The organism is Kibdelosporangium banguiense, from assembly GCF_017876405.1.
GTDB classification, from domain to species: Bacteria; Actinomycetota; Actinomycetes; order Mycobacteriales; family Pseudonocardiaceae; genus Kibdelosporangium; species Kibdelosporangium banguiense.
Window position 1 is genome coordinate 9,527,990 of sequence record NZ_JAGINW010000001.1, and the last position, 19,438, is coordinate 9,547,427.

20 protein-coding genes are annotated in these 19,438 nt (G+C 66.9%); 15 read left to right on the forward strand and 5 right to left on the reverse strand.

Features of this window, described 5'->3' with window-relative positions; genetic code table 11:
- Positions 1 to 46 precede the first annotated feature (46 nt).
- From JOF56_RS43205 to JOF56_RS43225, 5 genes are all read left to right on the forward strand, one after another.
- Complete coding sequence (locus tag JOF56_RS43205) at positions 47 to 796, forward strand: GH12 family glycosyl hydrolase domain-containing protein (RefSeq protein ID WP_209645351.1); 750 nt, start codon at positions 47 to 49, stop codon at positions 794 to 796.
- Positions 797 to 1,066: 270 nt separating this feature from the next.
- Complete coding sequence (locus JOF56_RS43210; protein ID WP_209645352.1) at positions 1,067 to 1,498, forward strand: hypothetical protein; 432 nt, start codon at positions 1,067 to 1,069, stop codon at positions 1,496 to 1,498.
- 82 nt (positions 1,499 to 1,580) lie between these two features.
- Positions 1,581 to 2,111 (forward strand): hypothetical protein, encoded by a 531-nt coding sequence (locus JOF56_RS43215; RefSeq protein ID WP_209645353.1) that lies wholly within the window; start codon positions 1,581 to 1,583, stop codon positions 2,109 to 2,111.
- 108 nt (positions 2,112 to 2,219) lie between these two features.
- Positions 2,220 to 2,654 (forward strand): sensor histidine kinase, encoded by a 435-nt coding sequence (locus tag JOF56_RS43220; RefSeq protein WP_209645354.1) that lies wholly within the window; start codon positions 2,220 to 2,222, stop codon positions 2,652 to 2,654.
- A gap of 98 nt (positions 2,655 to 2,752) precedes the next feature.
- Positions 2,753 to 5,923 (forward strand): S8 family serine peptidase, encoded by a 3,171-nt coding sequence (locus tag JOF56_RS43225; RefSeq protein WP_209645355.1) that lies wholly within the window; start codon positions 2,753 to 2,755, stop codon positions 5,921 to 5,923.
- A 161-nt stretch (positions 5,924 to 6,084) separates the two neighbouring features.
- On the opposite strand, the gene JOF56_RS43230 is transcribed toward JOF56_RS43225, so the two are convergent.
- Complete coding sequence (locus tag JOF56_RS43230; RefSeq protein ID WP_209645356.1) at positions 6,085 to 6,444, reverse strand: hypothetical protein; 360 nt, start codon at positions 6,442 to 6,444, stop codon at positions 6,085 to 6,087.
- Between the two features lie 29 nt (positions 6,445 to 6,473).
- Between JOF56_RS43230 and JOF56_RS43235 the strand changes: the two genes are divergently transcribed.
- The gene (locus tag JOF56_RS43235; protein ID WP_245380713.1) at positions 6,474 to 6,818 is read left to right on the forward strand and encodes a DUF4386 family protein; all 345 of its coding nucleotides are present in this window, start codon (positions 6,474 to 6,476) and stop codon (positions 6,816 to 6,818) included.
- Between the two features lie 165 nt (positions 6,819 to 6,983).
- Positions 6,984 to 7,985, forward strand: a complete 1,002-nt coding sequence (locus JOF56_RS43240; RefSeq protein ID WP_209645357.1) for a glycoside hydrolase family 76 protein — start codon at positions 6,984 to 6,986, stop codon at positions 7,983 to 7,985.
- Between the two features lie 46 nt (positions 7,986 to 8,031).
- Here JOF56_RS43240 and JOF56_RS43245 read toward each other — a convergent pair whose 3' ends face one another.
- Positions 8,032 to 8,217 carry a hypothetical protein gene (locus JOF56_RS43245; RefSeq protein ID WP_209645358.1) on the reverse strand — a complete coding sequence of 62 codons (186 nt, stop codon included), beginning with the start codon at positions 8,215 to 8,217 and terminating at the stop codon, positions 8,032 to 8,034.
- A gap of 104 nt (positions 8,218 to 8,321) precedes the next feature.
- Between JOF56_RS43245 and JOF56_RS43250 the strand changes: the two genes are divergently transcribed.
- Positions 8,322 to 8,609 carry a virulence activator alpha C-terminal domain-containing protein gene (locus JOF56_RS43250; protein ID WP_307855826.1) on the forward strand — a complete coding sequence of 96 codons (288 nt, stop codon included), beginning with the start codon at positions 8,322 to 8,324 and terminating at the stop codon, positions 8,607 to 8,609.
- 124 nt (positions 8,610 to 8,733) lie between these two features.
- On the opposite strand, the gene JOF56_RS43255 is transcribed toward JOF56_RS43250, so the two are convergent.
- Positions 8,734 to 9,093 (reverse strand): hypothetical protein, encoded by a 360-nt coding sequence (locus JOF56_RS43255; protein WP_209645359.1) that lies wholly within the window; start codon positions 9,091 to 9,093, stop codon positions 8,734 to 8,736.
- 594 nt (positions 9,094 to 9,687) lie between these two features.
- Here JOF56_RS43255 and JOF56_RS43260 point away from each other — a divergent pair.
- From JOF56_RS43260 to panC, 5 genes are all read left to right on the forward strand, one after another.
- The gene (locus tag JOF56_RS43260; RefSeq protein ID WP_209645360.1) at positions 9,688 to 9,867 is read left to right on the forward strand and encodes a hypothetical protein; all 180 of its coding nucleotides are present in this window, start codon (positions 9,688 to 9,690) and stop codon (positions 9,865 to 9,867) included.
- 120 nt (positions 9,868 to 9,987) lie between these two features.
- Positions 9,988 to 11,298, forward strand: coding sequence for a glutamine synthetase family protein (locus JOF56_RS43265; RefSeq protein ID WP_209645361.1), 1,311 nt, complete (start codon positions 9,988 to 9,990; stop codon positions 11,296 to 11,298).
- 38 nt (positions 11,299 to 11,336) lie between these two features.
- Positions 11,337 to 13,343, forward strand: coding sequence for an asparagine synthase (glutamine-hydrolyzing) (gene asnB, locus JOF56_RS43270; protein ID WP_209645362.1), 2,007 nt, complete (start codon positions 11,337 to 11,339; stop codon positions 13,341 to 13,343).
- 29 nt (positions 13,344 to 13,372) lie between these two features.
- Complete coding sequence (locus JOF56_RS43275; RefSeq protein ID WP_209645363.1) at positions 13,373 to 14,098, forward strand: class I SAM-dependent methyltransferase; 726 nt, start codon at positions 13,373 to 13,375, stop codon at positions 14,096 to 14,098.
- Between the two features lie 117 nt (positions 14,099 to 14,215).
- Positions 14,216 to 15,004: a pantoate--beta-alanine ligase gene (panC, locus tag JOF56_RS43280; protein ID WP_372448306.1), complete on the forward strand. Its 789-nt coding sequence runs from the start codon at positions 14,216 to 14,218 to the stop codon at positions 15,002 to 15,004.
- 244 nt (positions 15,005 to 15,248) lie between these two features.
- Here panC and JOF56_RS43285 read toward each other — a convergent pair whose 3' ends face one another.
- Together JOF56_RS43285 and JOF56_RS43290 are read right to left on the reverse strand one after the other, a co-directional pair.
- Positions 15,249 to 15,611, reverse strand: coding sequence for a cupin domain-containing protein (locus tag JOF56_RS43285; RefSeq protein ID WP_209645365.1), 363 nt, complete (start codon positions 15,609 to 15,611; stop codon positions 15,249 to 15,251).
- Positions 15,611 to 15,976: a nuclear transport factor 2 family protein gene (locus JOF56_RS43290; protein ID WP_209645366.1), complete on the reverse strand. Its 366-nt coding sequence runs from the start codon at positions 15,974 to 15,976 to the stop codon at positions 15,611 to 15,613. Before JOF56_RS43290 ends, JOF56_RS43285 begins: the two co-directional genes overlap by 1 nt.
- A 111-nt stretch (positions 15,977 to 16,087) precedes the next feature.
- On the opposite strand from JOF56_RS43290, the gene JOF56_RS43295 reads away from it, so the two are divergent.
- On the forward strand, positions 16,088 to 19,048 hold the full coding sequence (locus JOF56_RS43295) for an ATP-binding protein (protein WP_209645367.1): 2,961 nt from the start codon (positions 16,088 to 16,090) through the stop codon (positions 19,046 to 19,048).
- Entirely contained in the window at positions 19,032 to 19,433 is a 402-nt protein-coding gene (locus JOF56_RS43300; protein ID WP_209645368.1) for an SRPBCC family protein, read from the forward strand. Before JOF56_RS43295 ends, JOF56_RS43300 begins: the two co-directional genes overlap by 17 nt.
- Positions 19,434 to 19,438: the final 5 nt, after the last annotated feature.

A 19,438-nucleotide genomic window follows, 5' to 3' on the forward strand; every position in this document is an offset into this window, starting at 1 on the left:
TCCGAGTACTCTGGGAGCGCTCCCAGAGCCTGCGAGAGGAGTACTCATGCGAAGCATCATCAGTGCGCTCGGCGCGGCCGGTCTGCTGGCTGCGAGCATGCTCGTCGCGAGTGCCGGGCCGGCCCAGGCCGATGTCACCATCTGCGATCAGTACGGGTCGACCACAATCCAAGGACGCTACGTGGTCCAGAACAACCGATGGGGATCGTCGGCCACGCAGTGCATCAACGTCACGTCGAGCGGCTTCCGGATCACCACGCAGCAGGGCTCGAAGCCGACCAACGGGGCGCCGCTGTCGTATCCGTCGGCATTCCTCGGCTGCCACTACACCAACTGCTCCCCCGGCACGAACCTGCCGATGCAGGTCAGCCGGATCCGCAGTGCCACCTCCGCGATCAACTACCAGTACACCGGCGGCACCTACAACGCCTCCTACGACATCTGGCTCGATCCCACGCCGAAGACCAACGGCGTCAACCAGATGGAGATCATGATCTGGCTGAACCGCCAGGGCCCGATCCAGCCCATCGGCAGCGCCGTCGGCACAACCACGATCGGCGGCCGCAGCTGGCAGGTGTGGCGCGGCAGCAACGGCTCCAACAACGTCATCTCCTACGTCGCACCGTCGCCCGTCAACTCATGGTCGTTCAGCGTGCTGGACTTCATCAACGACGTGCGAGCCCGCGGCGCGATCACCACCTCCTGGTACCTCACCAGCATCCAGGCCGGGTTCGAACCATGGAACGGCGGCGTCGGCCTGGCAGTCGACAACTTCTCCGCCACAGTCAGCGGATAGACCACACCCCGACGGCAGGGGCATGGGTTGCGATACCCATGCCCCTGCCAGTCGAATTGGTGGCCGGCCAGGCGTGCAATTCTCCAGTGGAGATCCCACGGCCGCTGCATGCCCGCTGTGTGCCTCCAAATGGACCATACTTGGAAAATGTGATAATTCGATCTTGGCTGGGCATGCGAACTTCACGCGAAATCATATAGCTACCGCGGCGAGACCCTTGGAATGCTATGCGGCGGGCCAGGCAAGGGCCAACAATCCGAGGAGAATCTCATGCGCCGACCGCTTTTTGGGCGCGATTCCGTCGCGTCCTTGGCGATCAAACCGTTAGTCGCCACGGCATTGGCAATTGGCGCCCTCCTAGTCGCGCCGGCAGCGGCATCTGCCGCACCGGCCGGCACGATCACGACGATTGCCCAGGACCAGGCCGCCACCTCCGTCTCGGGCACGGCGAGCAGCGGGCCCGCCAACGCCGATGCCGGCATCAACGTCGTCTTCGACTGCAGGTACTTCAGCCGTTCGCCGTTCCAGGTGATCTCGTTCACCTGCCTGGTGTCGTCCGGCAACATCCGGGTGGCCGTGACCTGTGCGGACGGACGGGTGGTCTGGGGCCCCACTGTGCGGGCGACAGGCGGCTGGCACAACTTCGACATCAACTGTGCGCCTGCCCGCATTTCGACCTTCCAGGTCTGGGAACGCGGGTGACGTATTTCAGAAAGCTCACCGGAGGCTCATGAGGACACCGGTGCCTATTTCAAATCGGTCGATCAGTTCACGGGAGGGTTTCATGCGCAACCGAATACACAGAATCAGCGTGGCTCTCGCCGCAGTGGCAAGCTGCGTCGCCGGAATGATCCTGTTCGCCGGCCCGGCAGCGGCCGGCCCGGCTCGGACTTCGCTCTCAGCGGCCGGGAACAGCACCAACGGCAAAGTCGCCGCGTCGTTCAGCACGACACTGACCAAGACATCATCTCAGGGTGGAAACACCGTAACGGAGGTCATCTACTGCGGTGGCTACGTCAGCTACCCCTACATTCAAGACGGCGCCGTGCGGGTCGACACGCACGGTGAGTGCACCGCACCCGTCGACAACATCTGGATATTGTCCGCGATCTATCTGAGCAACGGCAGCAATTTGGCCGAGCGGGCGAAAAACTTCCCCGGCACGGACAGGGCCGACATGTTCGCCGTGACCGGATGCCTGGGTATGTCGCTCAATTACATCGGTTTCGGGTCCGCCACTTTCACCAAGTACGGCTACGCCAACTCGCCGCTGTACATGTCGGGCCAGACACCGGTCGTGCCCATCTTCTGCTGATCATTTGGATCGGTCTTCCGCAGGTGGGGACGGCGTGCGCCGTCCCCACCTGTACCGCGATGGCCCTCCTGAAAGACCTGGGCATAGGCTTTTCACAGACCGGGCGGAATGCCGAACGCCACCGACACCGAGACGATGCTCGCGTTGGCGTGGTCGAGAATGTACGCCAGGCTGTCCAGTACACCTGGACCTTCTTCCTCCAAAGTAGACAGTCCAACCGAGATGGTGGACAACGCGGTCCGCTACAACGTTGACGAGCACGGCTGGGTCACTATCCACAGTGGAACGGACCGGAACAGCTCAGCAACCTTCTGCGTGACCAACTCCGGACCTGTCATCGCGGCGACCGAGGTGGATTTCCTGTTCGAACTGTTCCGCAGACTGCGCTACGACCGCACCCAGCAGCCGCGCGGCTCAGGACTGGGGTTGTCCATCGTCCGGACCGTCGTGCGCGCCCACCATGGCACCGTGCGGGCTCGCTCGCGAGAAGACGGCGGTCTCACTTTGCATGTGACGATGCCGAATGGAACCCGTACTTCGTAGGCCTGGCAATGCCGTTTTTCCCAGTTGTGGAGGCAACTGGGAAAAACGAGGTGACCCACTGACATCAACGGTCACTGCCCGTCGCGGGTCATGTGGGCATGAGCCCAAGAAGAACAGTTGCATGGCTACTCGCCGGCGTGCTGGCGGGCAGTGGAACAGTGGCACCGCCTGATGCCCAGGCCGCGCCAACCTCGGTACCGGCCGGTCCGGCCGCCACGATCACGTTGCTCACCGGTGACAAGGTGGTACTTGCCGGGCCGCACGGCGCGGTGGTCGAACCCGCCAAAGGCCGGGAGCGGATCCGGTTCGTCCAGCAACGCGACGAGTTCGGCGACCTGCACGTGATCCCCGAGGACACCCTCCGGATGCTGCGCGCCCACCGCATCGACCCCAGGCTCTTCAACGTCAGCAAGCTCGTACAGACCGGCTACGACGACAAGTCCCGCAACGACATCCCGCTCATCGTGAGTGGCAGCACTGCCATGGCACGTAACAAGGTCCGTGACCTGCCAAGCATCGGTGGCGCGGCCGTCCGGGTGGACAAGGCGACCGGCTTCGGCCCCTTGGAATCAGCGCAACGCATCTGGCTCGACGGCCCGGTACAGGCCCTGCTCGACCAGAGCGTGCCGCAGATCGGCGCGCCACAGGCCTGGCAGTCCGGCCACACCGGCAAAGGCACCACCGTGGCGGTGCTGGACACCGGCGTCGACGCCGCACACCCGGACCTCGCCGACGCGGTCGTCCAGGCACAGAACTTCACCACCAGCCAGTACGGCGCGGACGACTACTTCGGGCACGGCACCCACGTCGCCTCGATCATCACCGGCCAGCATGAGAAGTACACCGGCGTCGCCCCGGACACCAAGCTGCTCAACGGCAAAGTCCTCGGTGACGGCGGCGGCGGCCTGGATTCGTGGATCATCGCGGGCATGGAGTGGGCCGCCGCGCAGGGCGCCGACGTGGTCAACATGAGTCTCGGCAGCCGGTTCCCCAGTGACGGCACCGACGCGATGTCACTGGCGGCCAACCGGCTCACCGCCGAGAGCGGGGCGCTGTTCGTGATCGCGTCGGGCAACTCCGGCACCACCCTTGGAAGTCCCGGCGCCGCCGACGCCGCCCTCACTGTCGGCGCGGTCGACCGCAACGACCAGCTGGCGCCGTTCTCCAGCCGCGGCCCGAGGTTCGGCGACGACGCCATCAAACCCGACATCACCGCCCCGGGCGTGGACATCGTCGCGGCCAAGGCCACACACGGAGCGGTCGGCACGCCCGTGGACGAGACCCACGTCCGCATGTCCGGCACGTCGATGGCGGCCCCGCACGTCGCGGGCGCGGCGGCGATCCTGGCAGGCGAACATCCGGACTGGCAGGCCGGCCAGCTCAAGGCCGCGCTGATGAACAGCGCCAAACCCGACCCGGCCCGGTCTGTCTTCGAACAGGGCGCCGGCCGCGTCGACGTCGCCAAGGCCGTGACGCAGAACCTCTACTCCTCCCCCGCGAGCATCAGCGAAGGCATCGCACGCTGGCCGCACAACGACGACACCCCGATCACCAAGACCATCACCTACCACAACTCCGGCAACACACCAGCCACACTGGACCTGCGCACGGATATCCGCGGCCCGGACGGAAAACCCGCCCCGGCGGGCATGTTCACGCTGTCCTCGGCGACAGTGGCAGTTCCCGCGGGCGGCCAGGCGGACGTCACGCTCACCACCGACACCCGGGTGACCGCGCCGGACGGCCTGTACAGCGGCGTCATTCTCGCCGGTGAGATACGGATCCCGATCGCGGTGAACCGGGAAGTCGAGAGCTACGACATGAAACTCGAATTCCTCGGCTTCGACGGCAACCCGACAGCCGACTACACCGCGCGGCTCATCGACATCGACCGCCCGAAGTCCTACCAGCCCTACGACGCCTCGGGCACAGTCGCCACACGACTGCCCAAGGGCCGCTACTACCTCGACGTCGTCACCCAAGGCCCGGACAAGGTCGCGCTGGCGGCCGAACCGGAGTACATCGTCGACAAGCCCGGCACACTGACCATCGACGCGCGTGCCGGTAAGCAGGCCGGGTTCGTCGTCGACCAACCAACCGCCAAGTGCGGCGAGGGGCGTATCGGCTTCGAGCGGGTGACCACGACACCGGGCGGCGTGAGCACCGAGATCTACACACCGGACTTCAACGACGTCGTGGTCCGGCCATCGGCGAGCACCGCCACCGCGGCTGGACAGTTCCGTTACTACACCGAGGCCCGGATGGCCCAGCCGGACCCGGACGGCAAGGGCACCTTCAACATCAGCCCCTACTTGTACAACGTGCGCCATGAGACCGACGGCCGCGTCCCGGCCGAGCTTGTCAACCGGATCCACGACAGCGAGCTCACCAAGGTCCACGCCAAACACGCGGCGACGGGTGCCGGGAAGTTCGGGATGCGTGAAAGGATGATCGTCAAACAACTGCCGTTCACGCTGGAGGAGTTCTACACCCCGAACACGTCATGGCTGGGCCGGTTCTCCCAGACCTCCGACCCGGTCCTCGCGCCTGCCGAGTCCGGGCTGTCGAGCATCGGGACGCGGACGTTCAAGCCGGGCCACGCCACCGAACAGTGGAACAACGGCGTTTTCGGCCCGGCCTTCCCGGCCGATCCGGACCAGCCCTGGGCGTGGGCGGGGCGGTTCCGCGACCAGCTGACCATTCAGCTGCCGCTCTACGCCGACCGTACCGCGCCGCGGTACGGCTTCTCCGACAGCACCGGCAGCACCACCCTTTCCCTTGACGGCAAACAGATCGCCAGTACTCCCTACCCTGTTTTCAATGACTTCACCGTCCCGTCCGGACCGGGCGTGTACCGGCTGCACACCGAGTCCGTCCGCAACACCCCGATGTCCAGCAGGATCAGCGCGGACTGGACCTTCAGGTCGGACACCGTGAGCGGTGCGAAACCCGAAGCCCTTCCCCTGCTGGCCGTCCGGTTCACCCCGGCACTGGACGACCACAACCGCGCACCGCGAGCACTGCCCACGCTGGTGCCGATCACCGTCGACCACAACACCGGCGGTTCGGTGAAGAAGCCTGCCGTCGAAGTGTCCTATGACGACGGTGCCACATGGCGGCCCGCACCCGTGCTCACCGCGGGCGGCAAGTGGTTCACCCTGCTCGTTCACCCGCAAGGAGCGAAATCCGTGTCACTCAAGGCAAGCGCGAGCGACACCAGCGGAAACGCCGTCACACAGACCATTGTCGGCGCGTTCCCGCTGAAGTAGCGCAAACTCCGGTGAATGGGCCGCATCGTCTCCGGCCCACTCACCGGTCTTGACCCCGATTACCACTCACGCGCCGACCATGAGGACTTCGTAGGTCGGGCTGGTCGGCGGGTAGCCGCCGCCACAGCCCTTCGGCCATCTCCAGATCAAGGCAGTCACCATCAACAAAGCTTGCGGAGAACCGCCAGCACAGTGGCCGCCTTCCGATTGCGGACCGATGTCCAGTCGGCTCCCGCTTCACCACAACGTCGATCGGTGAGGAACGCGTACTCGGGCGCCAGCAGGTCCCACCGCCCGTCCGTTGCCGCCAACCATGCCTGAGCGAACTGCGTGAACGTCGGCGCCTCACCCCGCGACCAGAACTCCATGATCAGCACGCGAGCCAGGGCACCATTGGCGAAGCGCCCATCGGTGAGATCCTCCAGCAGCCTGATCACCGGCGCGTAGGTCTTGTTGTACCAGCGGTTAATACAGCCGGTCGCCGGGCCGCAGATCCGCCGGCGGAGGATGATCCCGGACAATACGCGCCGTCGGGATCGTCTTCCTGCTGCTGTGGACACCACTCGCCGACGACGCAACAGCTTTCTCGGCGTTGAAAGGTATGGCGAAACAGGCCGACAACTACTGCCTCCAGATCGGCATGATCTCGCCGGCGATCGCCAGCGTGCCGTTCTGCCGAGTCCTGCACCGTGCACGGCTGGTGCCGCCTTTCATGGCGGTGTGGGGCCTGCTCGGGTACTGCGCCCTTCTGATCGGGGCAGTGCTCGACATCCTCGGCTACAGCCTCGGCTTGACCACCACGATCCCAGGAGGCCTCTTCGAGGTCAGCCTGGGCATTCTGCTCATCGTCAAGGGCATTCCCGAGAAACAAGGCTCGCTCGCGCTACCGGCATAGCAGTGCAGTGAAGCTGCCCCAAGGCGCCACGGCACTCACGTGAGTTCTTCACTCGATCATCGGTATCCAGGGCAAGTCCTCGCTGGTTCGGTCGATCGTGTGATCACCCTCTTAAGAGCAGTGGTACTCGTCCTTGTCGGAATGATCTTCGCGCCCGGTGTCGCCATGGCTGAGCCAGATGGCGGGAACAACCGCTATGACCGGTGGGCGCGGACGAGCGGAACGGTCCTCGCCGGCTGGTACAACCCGCGGACTGGTCTCTACGACACAACGAACTGGTGGAATGCGGCCAACGCGTTCAACGCCGAAATCGATCTCTCCCGTCAGCAGCGGCTCGACGTCGGTGCCAAGCACGCCGCCATCACCTACGAACGCAACATCGCAGGTGGATTCTTCAACAGTTACTACGACGATGAGGGCTGGTGGGCACTGGCCTGGATCAACGCCTACGACCTGACCAAGGACGAGCGGTACCTCGCCACCGCGCGCTCGGTCTTCGGGGACATGACGACCGGCTGGGATGACATCTGCGGCGGCGGGATCTGGTGGAACAAGGAAAGGACATACAAGAACGCGATCCCCAACGAGCTCTTCATCTCCGTCGCGGCGAGACTTGCCGCCCGCACGAAAGGCAGGGCCAGCAAGGAATATCTGGATTGGGCACGCAAGGGCTGGAAATGGTTCGCCGGCAGCGGCATGATCAACTCCGCTGGGCTGGTGAACGACGGGCTGGACGATTCGTGCGCCAACAACGGCCAGCCGACATGGACCTACAACCAAGGCGTGATCCTCGGCGCACTGACCGATCTCGCCGCACTGACCCGAGACCCCGAGCTGCTACGGACAGCGCACCGGATCGCCAACGCCGCCATCACCAACGTCGTGTATCCCAACGGCATCCTGCGTGAACCGTGCGAACCAGCGAACTGCGGCGCGGACGGCCCGCAGTTCAAAGGCATCTTCATCCGGAACCTGAGCTACCTCAACGAGCACTCCCCGCGCCCGCGGTACGCCGACTTCATCCGGCTCAACGCCACATCCATCTGGGAGCACAACAGGAACTCCGCCAACCAGCTCGGCCTGCTCTGGACCGGACCGTTCGATTCCGCTGACGCGGCCAGACAGAGCTCCGCCCAGGACGCCCTCAACGCAGCCGCCGCTCTGTAATAACGCGTCTTGCCTGCCGCCCAATCGGGGCAAGACATGTGCAGGTTCACAGCTGGTCGACGACCTTGAAGGCGCTCGTCGAACCGGCCGCGGCGACGGCGGCAAGCAGTGGCTTCAGACCGTCCCAGTCGACGGCCGGTTCGGTGAGTGCGCAGGATTCCGGGTCCGTTGTGACAGAACCATCACATTCCCATCGCGTGGCGCTGACGTTGATCAACAACGGTGCCTCCATGCGAAGCAGAACACTGCTGCCGGCAGCGATGCTGACAGCGTTCCTCGCCGGGGCTGCACCCTCACCAAACCCTGACCGCCAACGCGCACTTCGAGCTCCGCGACATCGCGGAGATCAAGCTGTTCTTCAACGAGCTCGCCGGGCTCGACGACGTCGCCCGGCTCGCGGCAAGCCAGATCGAACAGCACAAGCAACGCATCGCCGAGTACGAGGACATGAAACGCCGCTACGGCGACATCAACCACGTCGCGGCCCGCATGGTGACACTGGAACTCGGTCTGGGCCTGGAACAGGCCGCGCTGAAATTCTGGCACGGCGTCGCCGAGCAGGTCGCGCGCGGCGAGTTCCCGTCATCCAGTCCCCGGACCACGCGGCGTACCAAGGCCGTATAGCCGCTCGGGGCTGTTGAGGGAGCCGATTTCCTTGCTCGACCGCCTCGATCTGCTGGCCGACGCCGTCGGCCAGCAGCACTTGCGAGTACGGCAGACAGTCGTGGAATCCTTGTCCGCCGGGTGATCAGAAGATCGTGACGCTGACGACCAGGTCGTTGGGGCTGAGGTTGCGCCACGTCCACTTCTCGAACGGCTGTTTGTAGTACACGCCGCTCTCGGTGATCACCTCGATCGCACCGCGGTTGTTCCCGCTCCAGTACCGCTTGTACGAGTACCCGTCGACGCCCATGTAGCCGGCGTTGGCGATGCAGTCGTCGATGTCGGTGAAGTAAAGATCGAGATAGAAATAGCCATTGGACTCCGCGCGAGCCCAGTCGCAGTCGAACCACCTGGCTTGCGCGCCCGCCTGCGCCGGTGCGGCAAGGCCGGTCACAAGCCCGAACGCGGCCACGAGAGCCGCGATGGCACGTTTACCCCTCGTCATGAAGGTCCCCAATCGGTTGCCGGAAACGAACCGACCCTGGCACGACGTGGTTTCAGACTGGCTTCAGCCGCAAGTGGACTGGTCAAACGGTCCCCCATTGAACTCCTCCCGTGATCACGATAGCCACTGATCGACAGTACGTGGTTACTCCCGCCGCTCGGCCGTAGTTTGACCAACGGCGGATCCGCCTGGACGGCAAGAAAATGCCCGATGTCGCCGGAGTGGATCACGCCATGCTCTCGATTGGTCAGACCGGCCCGGCTCACGCCGATCCGATTCACCGCCAGGAGTCACTGCGGACCTGATCTCCACGACGATCGCCACCGGCTGAGCACGACTCGCGAAAGGCACCACGAATGCGACTGCACGACAAGACTGTCGTGATCACGGGTGCGACCAGGGACATCGGCCGCGCCTGCGCCGTGCGAGCCGTGATGCGGTGTTCACGGTTGGTCGAACTGACAGCGGTAGCGGAGCAAGGAACATCCACACAGGACAGCAGGGTGCTCGTCCCGCTGACCGACGAGACAACCGATCCGGCCGCGACCGTAGTACTCCTGCCCTACGTGGGCGGCAACGCCGTGCACAGTCGTGATGGCGTCGGACGACAAACTGACCACCGGCTACCAGACCCGTTACCGCGAGTGGGAACTGTACGTCCAACACCCCCTCCTGCGTGACATCGAGGGCGGCGGGCACTACTTCACCCGGACCCGCCCGGACAAGGTGGCCGAGCTGATCGTCGCCGCGGCAGCCCGGCAGGAGACCAGGTGACGGCCGGCCACCCACCGACCCGCAGCTGCTGGCAGGGCTGCTGGGCTGCTGGGCTGCTACAAGCCCGCATTGCCGGCACATGACAATTCGATCCTGGGTAGACAGACGAGGTGAGATGTGGTGACCTCAGCGGTCGATCAGTTCATCAGTGACAACTCGATCGAGACCGTCGAACTGGCCGCCGTGGACGCGATGGGCGCGATCCGGGGCAAACGGATCCCGGCATCGGCTTTCCGGCCGGGCAAACAGTTCGCGATCTCGTCCGGACTGTACTGTCTCGACTACGGCCTCGGCGTAATGTCCGTGGGGTCCTACAGTTGGGCGAACGGCTACCCGGACGTCTTTCTGGTGCCCGACCTGGCCACCTTGCGGCTGGTGCCCTGGCGTCCGGCGACGGCCCTGGTGTTCTGCGACGTCGTCGGCCGGGCGGGTCAGCCTGTCCCGCTCGACCCGCGCCAGATCCTGAGCCGGGCACAGGAGCAGGCCTGGCAGGCGGGGTTCGACCCGCGGTTCGGCCTGGAGACCGAGTTCTACCTGCTCGACCCGGACAGCCTGCGTCCCCGTCACTCCCGCAACCCCATCTACAGCCTGCACGACGACTCCTACCTCTGGCCGGTGATCCGGGACATCCAGTCGGCGCTGCTGGCCGTGGGCGTGGAGGTGGAGGCCAGTGAGGCGGAATACGGGCCTGGTCAGGTGGAGATCAATCTGGGCCACTCCCCCTCACTGGCCGCCGCCGACAACCTGCTGTTCTTCCGTTACGCGGTCAAGCAGATCGCGGCCGCGCACGGCTACCTGGCCACGTTCATGGCCAAGCCGTGGGCGGAGTCGTCCGGCAGCGGGCTGCATGTGCACCAGAGCCTGCGCTGCCGGGAAACGGGCCGCAACGCGTTCTGGGACGGCGAAACCGGCGGGCTGAGCGCACACGGACGGTGGTATCTCGGAGGACTGGTGCAGCATGCCGCCGAGACGTGTTACGTCGCCGTGCCGACTCCCAACGGGTACAAGCGATCGACCAGCTACTCGTTCGCGCCCACGCACGTCACGTGGGGGTTCGACCATCGTTCCGCCGCGCTGCGAGCACTCGTACACGGCGACGGCGGAACACGGCTGGAGCACCGCGTGGCGTCGGCCGACGCCAATCCCTACTTCCTGGTCGCGACCCAGCTGCTGGCCGGCTTGGCCGGTCTGGAAAAGCAACTGGAACCACCGTCCGCCGCGACTACCGACGTCTATGCGGCGACCGACGCCGAACCGCTGCCCCGAAGCGTGCCGGAGGCAGTGGCCCGGCTCAACGAGAGCACGTTCGCGCGCTCAGCCCTGGGCGAGGAGATGACTCAACTGTTGTGCCTGCTCGGGCAGACAGAGCAAGCGGCCGCTGACGCGGAGGTGACCGACTGGGAGCGGCGCCGTTACCTCGAATCGGTCTGACTGCCACCCATCCATCACTCGAGAGGGCGGGATGCTTCATGTGTGGTGTCGTCGGTTTTGTCAACAGCGGCAAGCGGAAGGACGACCGGATCACGGGCCTGCGCCGGGGAATTCGCGCCATCGCACATCGTGGACCGGACGAAGCCGGCATCTATGACGACAACGAGTTCAGTCTCGGCACGGTCCGGCTGTCGGTCATCGACCCGCAGCTCGGCAAGCAGCCGATGGTCACGGCCGACGAACGGTTCGTGCTGGGCCTCAACGGGGAGATCTTCAACTACCTGGAGCTCCGGCAGGAGTTGGAAGCACGGGGCATCAGGTTCGCCACGAGGTCCGATACGGAAGTACTGCTCTACAGCCTGGTTGTCTGGGGCGAGCAGGCCCTCGATCGGCTCAATGGCCAGTTCGCCTTCGCCTTCTACGACCGGGAACGGCGCGAACTGCTGCTGGGGCGCGATCCGTTCGGGGAACGCCCGTTGTTCTACACACAGCAGGATGGTGTCTTCTACTTCGCCTCCGAGATCAAGGGTTTGTTCGCCTTCGGGGAAGTACGCCGGGAACTGTCGGCCGAGGGCGTCCGGGCGAACGGCCGCTACTGGACACCCGTGCCGGGCGAAACCTGTTTCGCCGGTGTGCGCAGCCTCCCGCCCGGGCATGTCGTCCGCGTCGGGCCCCACGGCATGACGCTGTCGCCCTACTTCGAGATTCCGATCGACCGGGGCGACATCGGCCGGCCGGCGTGGACGTTCGACGAAGCGAAGGCGGAACTGCGCGACCGGCTCGAAGATGCGGTGCGGTTGCGGCTGCGCGGGGACTACCCACTCGGAGCGTTTCTCAGTGGTGGGCTGGATTCGAGCATCATCGCCTCGATCGTCCGGCAGAACACGACCGGCGAGTTGCCCACGTTCTCCATCACCATGCCGGGCTCCTGGGCCGACGAATCGGCCTACCAGAAGATCATCGCGGCGAAGCTGGGCACCGAGCACTCCTGCGTCGTGGTCACCGGCCGGGACATCCGCGAGCGGTTCCCGAACCTGGTCCGCAAGTGCGAGGCGCTCCTGCACTTCGGCGCACCGGTCGCGGTCGAGATGCTGGCCGAACACGTGGGGCAGTCCGGAGTCCGGATCGTGCTGGGCGGAGAAGGGGCCGACGAGTCGTTCTTCGGTTACGACATCCTCAAGGAGGCGACCGTCCTGGACTCGTGCCTGGCCGGTGGTTTCACGGCGGAGCAGGAGACGTTGCTGGGCTCAAGCCTGGACGACCTCCTGCACACCGATCCGACGACGCCGGCCGCAATCCTGCGCTTCTTCCAGGACCAGGCCGGCAACGGCTCCCCCATCCTGGGCGCGCACCTGCGCCGGTTCGAGTCCGAGTTGCTGCCCGGCCTGCTGGCGGCGGCGGGGCAGGGCATCGCCGACGACGACCGGCGACTGGCCGGGTTCGCGCGCTCCCAGGTCACCGGTTTCGACGATCTGGACATGGTCGGCCGATCCCAGTGGCTCGACTTCCAGACGCTGCTGATCGGTTACGGGATGACCTGTCTCGCCGACCGTCCCGGCGCGGGGTGCCGCATCGAGGCACGGTACCCCTTCGTGGACAGGTCGGTCGTCGGCTTCGCGGCCAGGTTGCCCCGTGAATGGAAGCTGAGTGGGATGACCCGCGAGAAGCACATCCTTCGCGAGGCCTACGCGGACGTCCTGCCCCACGAGATCCGCGAGCGGCCGAAGTTCGGGATGCGGATTCCCGGAGCTGAGCATCTCCTGCCGACCGGCGCGGGAGACTGGGTGGACGAGCTTACCTCGCCGCGCCGGGTGCGGGACTGCGGCGTGCTCGACGAACGCGGCGTGCATGGGCTGTTCGAGAAGGTGCAGTCCTTTTCAGACGGACCGGTCCCCTTCCCGTACAACCATGCCTACCTGCAGGTACTCAGCACCCTACTGTTGCAGGAAAGTCTCGTCGACAACTTCCAGCTGCCCGAAGTGGACATTGACCGGATTCTCCTGCGTGAGTTCGACGGTACGGGCGGGAAGCTGTTACGCCGATGAACGCGCTCACCGACCTCTCAGGAAGGCGCATGGAACAGTACGACACGATCGGCGCACGGTTCGAGGAGTCGAAGTCGACCGCCGCTTTCTCCGCCGCGGACACATTCACGCTGTGCGGCGCGCTCGGTGATGTCACCGGACTGTCCGCTTTGGACCTGGCCTGCGGATACGGCTACAACACCCGCCTGCTGGCCGAGCGCGGCGCCCGGCCGGTGGTGGGCGTCGATGTTTCGGCAGAGATGATCCGGCTTGCCGAGAAGCACGAAGCGAGCTCACCGATGGGCATCGACTACGTCGTCGCCGACGTGGCCGCCCTGCCACCGCTCGGCCGCTTCGATCTGGCCACCGCCGTCTACCTGTTCAACTACGCGTCCACTCGTACGGCGCTGCGCTCGATGTTTCGCGGCATCCGCGCCAACCTCGCCGACCATGGCCGCCTGCTGGCCGTCGTCGCCAACCCCACACCGTTCCCGGAGGGGAACTACACGGAGTTCGGCCTGCGCATCCTCGAACGCGTCCCCGGTGGTGAAGTCCCGTTGATCCGCCAGGAGTTCACGACCGATCCACCCACACCGCTCGAGGACTACGAGTGGCAACTCGCGGACTACGAACTCGCCGCGAAGCAGGCAGGCTTCGGTGCTGTCCATTGGTCATCCATCCGCACGCCACCACCTGACGGCGATCGCGACGAGGCCTTCTGGCAGAAGTACCGGGAACACCCGGTCAGTTCCCTGATGACCTGCACGGTGCACTGACAACGAATCCCGCCCCTGATGATGTCCGATCTTCTCCGGAGGTGACCGTTGCCCGAATGCGTCCTTGTCCGCTCCTGTGCCGAACTGTCCGAAGTGGTTGATCGGCAACGAGGTGCAGTGGCGCTCGTGATGACCATGGGGGCTTTGCACGCCGGACACGCCGCGCTGATCCGCGACGCCCGGCGCCACGCGGCCAGCGTCGTGGTCAGCATCTTCGTCAACCCGCTCCAGTTCGGCCCGGCCGAGGACTTCGACCGCTACCCACGCACGCTCGACACGGACCTGGATCTGTGTTCCGCGGAGGGGGCGGACGTGGTGTTCGCGCCGACCGCGGACGAGGTCTACCCGGCCGGCGAGCCGATGATCCGCGTCGACCCCGGCTCCCTCGCACGTACACACGAGGGAGCGCTCCGGCCGGACCTGTACCCCGGAATCCTCACTGTCGTCACGAAGTTCTTCCACATCGTGCAACCTGACGTGGCCGTGTTCGGTGAGAAGGACGCCCAGCAACTGGCGCTCGTCCGGCGCATGGTCGCCGACCTGAACTTCCCGGTTCGCATCGTCGGCGTGCCCACAGTCCGGGAACCCAACGGGCTGGCCATGTCCAGCCGCAATACCTACCTGTCCGCGAGCGAACGGGTCACTGCCCAATCCCTGTCGCGCGCCCTGTACGCGGCGCAACGCCACCCGGACACGGTGAAAGACGCACTCGCCGCGGCTACGGAAGTGCTCGAAGCCGCCGGCCTGCTCGATCCGCCGTTACACCTCAGATCGCTGACCATAATGGACCCCGAAACCTTCGCCCCCGTACCGGACGAATTCCGGGGCAACGCCGTAATGGGTGTGATCGCCAGGGTCGGTGAGACGCACCTGATCGATCACCTGTCGTTCGTCATCGGTGCCTGAACCCCTGCTTGAGTCTGATCACCGACGCGGACCACGAACGTGGCGTGGTGCCGGCCACTCGAGATCAACCGCACGGAACCTCCGTTGTGTTGTGCGCATGTCTCCAATAGAAGATCACAGAGTTGCCGCGACGCGGCGAGCACGCTGCTGCCGAACCTGTACCTTGCGCCGGACTGTCCGAGTTCTTCGGCATACCGACCGCGAGTAGGGAGCGGGTGTGACCGCCCGCTCTCACTCGGCGCGGCTACTGGCGTTCGGCATAGTGGGTGGCGCCCCACCAGTCCACGACCACGACGTCCTCGTCGCCGACCACCCATGCGTCGTGTCCCTCAGGCAGGCTCGTGACCTGACCGGGGGTGGCGTCGAACTCGGTGCCGTCGGCCATCCGCACCCGCAGCGTGCCCGACACGTGGTACTGGAAGTGCGGCGCTTGGCAGAGGTCGGTGCCCGCGATCGGCTTGACGTGGGTGGACCAGCGCCAGCCCGGCTTGAGAGTCAGCCTGCCGACTTCGCGGGCGTCGTCGAAGCGCAGCAGTTCCACGCGCCCGTAGTCGAACTCGCGGACCTCGTCGGGCTTGTCGAAATCGCGGTGGTCGAACGTAGTCATCACGCACCGTCCCATGCCTGCACGCAGAGTTGACGGCTGATGCGTCCGCCTGCCAGGTCGAGCACCGCGGCGCATAGCACCCGGGTGCCGTCGGGATAGCGGCAGGACTCGACGTATGCGACGTGGTCGCCGGTCGCCACGACGCGGTCGAGGAAGTGGGTCATGTCGCGGGCGGCGATGTCGGCCAGGAAGGCGCCGATCGCGCTGCCTCGCAGGATCCTCGGGTCACTCGGGGAGTTGACGCTGTCGACAATGCACAGTTCCGCATCGTCGGTGTAGAGCGCGGCCAGGGTGGCCGCGTCGCGCTCCTCGATGCCACGGCGCAGGGCCTCGACATCGAATGTCGTTTGTTCGGTGGTACTCACGGTTCCGCTCCTTCCTGAGGCGTGGGGAGAGCGTGCGCGGCCACCGTCAACGCACCGTCAACAAAGGACGCACACGTTGCCCGAGCGGCGTGACGGATCGACACTGACGAGGTGAGCACTTCGCTGGCGGTGCGCCTGTTCGGCGCGTTCGAGGTCGTGGCCGACGGCACGCCCGTCGTGTTGCCGCGCCAGCGCAAAGCCTGCGAACTGCTGGCCTGGCTTGCGGTGCATCCGGGCCAACACGCACGGTCACGGCTGGCGGCACGGTTCTGGCCGGATGTGCTCGACGCCAGTGCCCGCGCGAGCCTGCGCAGCGCGATCTGGACGTTGCGTGGCGCGCTCGGGCCCGCACAGGCGTGGTTGCAGGCTGACCGCGAACGCGTCGAGCTGAGGGCCGACGGGCTGACCGTGGACCTGCGCGTGTTCGACGAACTGGTGGCAGCGGGGAAGCTCGCCGAGGCCGAGCGGCTTCGCCGTGGCGACGTGCTGCACCTCTTCGACAGCGACTGGGCGTTCGAGCTGCGTGCCGAGTATGACGACAAATTCGCCGCGCTGCTCGACAAGCTGGCGCAGGACGGCGACCCGGACTACGCCCACCGCGCGCGGCGGCTACGCGTCCGCTTCGACATGCCGCCCGACGCCGTGCCGGCGGTACCGGAACACGATCTTGTGGGACGGGGCAAGGAGATTGCCGTGATACGCCGGTGCTGGGACGCGGCGCGAGCCGGGGCGGGCACGGTTGTGGCGATCACCGGCGACGGCGGGATCGGCAAAACCCGCCTGGCCGAGGAGGTGCTGGCGATCGCGGGCGCCGACGGGGCGCGTGCCGCAGGCGGCGCGGGGCCGACGGTCCCGTTCGGGGTGTGGCTGGAGGCGCTACGAGCGCTGGCTGACGACCCGCTGCCGGACGCGTGGTGGCCGCAGGCTCTGTCCGGCCTGCTTCCCGCTGCCGCGCCAGGCCGGGTGGCGCCAGGCCATCACCTCGACCGGGTCCGCGTGTTCGAGGCCGTGGTCTCGCTGCTGGCCTGGGCGTGCCGGTCGGGTCCGGTAGCGATCGTGCTGGAGGATCTGCACCTGGCCGACTCGTCGAGCCTTGAGTTACTCGCCTACGCGGGCAGACGGGCGACCAGGCTGCCGATATTGCTCGTGGTGACGCGCCGCCGCCTACCACCGCGCCCGGACGTCGACCGGGTGTGCGCCACACTGCGGGCCAGCGGGGCCCTGGGGGTGGAGGTCGACCTCGCGCCGCTGCCCCGCGAGTCGGTGCAGTCACTGGCCCACGCGACCGCACCGTTGTCCGCAGGGCAGGCCGAGGAGGTGGTGGCGGTGGCATCGGGCAGTCCGCTGCTGGCTGTGGAGCTGGCCCGCGCGCTGGCCGGGGGCGCGGACGCCGCCGAGGGTCTGCGCTCCGCGACCCGCTGGGCCACCGGCCGGTTGCACGGCCCCGCGCGGGTGTTCGTCGAACTGGCCGCCGTCGCGGGCCGTGACCTGCAACGCGCCGAAGTCGCTGTGCTGCCCGGGTTGGCCGACCCGGTACAGGCCGCGGCCGAAGCACTGGGCTCCGGGCTGCTACGCGAACGCGACGGCACGATCGGGTTCCGGCACGCCCTGCTCGCCGACGCGGTCGCCGCCGATCTGCCGGACCCGCTGCGTTCCCGCAGGCACGGCACCATCGCCGCGGCCCTGCGCCGCGCACCGATGGACGCACCGCGCCGGGCGGCGGAGATCGCCCGGCACCTGCGGCTGGCCGGGCATGACGAGCAGGCTGTCACGCACCTGGTGAAGGCCGCCGCCTCTGCGCGCTCGGTATGCGCGCTGGTCGAAGCCGCCGATCTGCTCACTGAGGTCGCCGAGATCGACCCGCACGACCCGGACACGTTCGTTGAACTCGCCGAGGTCGAGGCCTGGCGCGGTCTGCTCGGCGAGTCGGACGCCGCGTTCGACCAGGCACTGGAGCTGATCGCCCCGCTCGACCGGGGCGCGCTGGTCAGCGCCTGGCTACGCCGCGGGAGGTGGCTGCGCGGCGGGCTGTGCATCCCGCGCGAGTGCCGCCGCTCCTACGCCTCCGCGCTGGACGTGCTCGACCGCGACCCGGATGCCGACCCGCCCGCGCGGATCGAGGCACTCGCGGGCATGGCATGGGCAGAGGCTGTGACTGGCAGCGCAGCCGCAGCGGAGGAACTACTGGTCGCGGTCGACGCACTCACCGACCGCAAGCCTCTCGGGGACCTGCTGACGCACGACGTCAGCGTCGCCCGCGCGCACATCCTGCTACGGACGAGCCGGTTCGCCGACAGCTACGCGCCGCTGATCGCCGCCGCCGCGGCAGCCAACCGAGCCGGGCGTCCCGACCTGGCCTTCCCGAGCCTGCTCAACGCCGCGTCGGCCGCCGCCTGCCTCGGCGCGTTCGACCGTGCCCTGGACTTCATCGACCGCAGCATGCCACTCGCGGCACCCAACGGACTGCTGCGCCTAGGTGTCTACGCACACTCTGCCCGGGTGTCCGTGTTGTGCCGGCTGGGCCGGGTCGGTGAGGCCGCCGCGAGCTGCGACCAGGGGGCCGTGCTGGCGGAGCGGCTGAGCCTGTCCGACCTGGTGGGTCTTGTCCACCACGACCGAGCCACCATTGCCCGCACCACCGGCGACTGGGAGCGCGCCGCCGACGAACTTGCCGCCGCGATCGAGATGAACGCCCCGGTCGGCCGCGCACTCACCCGCCTGTACCGGGCCGACGCCCTGGCCCGCGCGGGCAGGCCGGCCGACGCGGAGGCGGAACTACGCGCGGTCACGCAGGAACCGGTGTCCCCCGCCGACTTCCCCGACACGCTTGTCGCCCGCATGTCGGCGGTTCAGGGCCTGATCGCGGCCCGCCGGGCCGATCCCGAACTGGCCAGGCGACGGCTGAGCGAGGCAATACGCGGGTGGCAGCACCGCGCCGCGTACACCGGCCAGGGCTACGTCGCCGCGCTGATCGACCTGGGCCGCCCGCCCCTGACCGCGCTGGTGGAACCGGACCGCGAGCTGGCCGCCGTCACTGCCGACCTCAGGAGCATCGATGCCGACGTTCGATGAGACCGCACACAGCGCCGCGCCGCCGGAAGAGGTGTGGAAACTGCTGTACGACCCGAGCCGCTTCCCCGAGTGGTGGGCCGGGGTCGGCACGGTCGAACCGTCCACTCAGGACGATGAGTCCTACACCGTGTACCCGGACGGCTACCCGGATTTTCCGATGCCACAACTGCTGCACGGCGACCGGCGACGAGGCAACGTCACGATCTCCTGCCTGGTGTCGGACCTCGTGTTCGAGTGGCGGCTGCGCGTGGTGGACGGCGGCACGGCGATCGACGTACACGTCGAGATCCCCGACGCCGAAACCCACCGCCTGGACACCCAGCGGGACGTGATCCACCGGTCGGTGCACGCCCTCGCCGTCCTCGCCGCCCAGGAATACGAGTGAGAATT

Excerpts from the sequence above, each read along its gene's own strand:
- JOF56_RS43205 (WP_209645351.1), top strand. The coding sequence starts at position 47 with ATGCGAAGCATCATCAGTGCGCTCGGCGCGGCCGGTCTGCTGGCTGCG.
- JOF56_RS43210 (WP_209645352.1), top strand. The coding sequence starts at position 1,067 with ATGCGCCGACCGCTTTTTGGGCGCGATTCCGTCGCGTCCTTGGCGATC.
- JOF56_RS43215 (WP_209645353.1), top strand. The coding sequence starts at position 1,581 with ATGCGCAACCGAATACACAGAATCAGCGTGGCTCTCGCCGCAGTGGCA.
- JOF56_RS43220 (WP_209645354.1), top strand. The coding sequence starts at position 2,220 with ATGCCGAACGCCACCGACACCGAGACGATGCTCGCGTTGGCGTGGTCG.
- JOF56_RS43225 (WP_209645355.1), top strand. The coding sequence starts at position 2,753 with ATGAGCCCAAGAAGAACAGTTGCATGGCTACTCGCCGGCGTGCTGGCG.
- JOF56_RS43240 (WP_209645357.1), top strand. The coding sequence starts at position 6,984 with ATGGCTGAGCCAGATGGCGGGAACAACCGCTATGACCGGTGGGCGCGG.
- JOF56_RS43245 (WP_209645358.1), bottom strand. The coding sequence starts at position 8,217 with ATGGAGGCACCGTTGTTGATCAACGTCAGCGCCACGCGATGGGAATGT.
- JOF56_RS43255 (WP_209645359.1), bottom strand. The coding sequence starts at position 9,093 with ATGACGAGGGGTAAACGTGCCATCGCGGCTCTCGTGGCCGCGTTCGGG.
- JOF56_RS43260 (WP_209645360.1), top strand. The coding sequence starts at position 9,688 with ATGGCGTCGGACGACAAACTGACCACCGGCTACCAGACCCGTTACCGC.
- asnB (WP_209645362.1), top strand. The coding sequence starts at position 11,337 with ATGTGTGGTGTCGTCGGTTTTGTCAACAGCGGCAAGCGGAAGGACGAC.
- JOF56_RS43275 (WP_209645363.1), top strand. The coding sequence starts at position 13,373 with ATGGAACAGTACGACACGATCGGCGCACGGTTCGAGGAGTCGAAGTCG.
- JOF56_RS43285 (WP_209645365.1), bottom strand. The coding sequence starts at position 15,611 with ATGACTACGTTCGACCACCGCGATTTCGACAAGCCCGACGAGGTCCGC.
- JOF56_RS43300 (WP_209645368.1), top strand. The coding sequence starts at position 19,032 with ATGCCGACGTTCGATGAGACCGCACACAGCGCCGCGCCGCCGGAAGAG.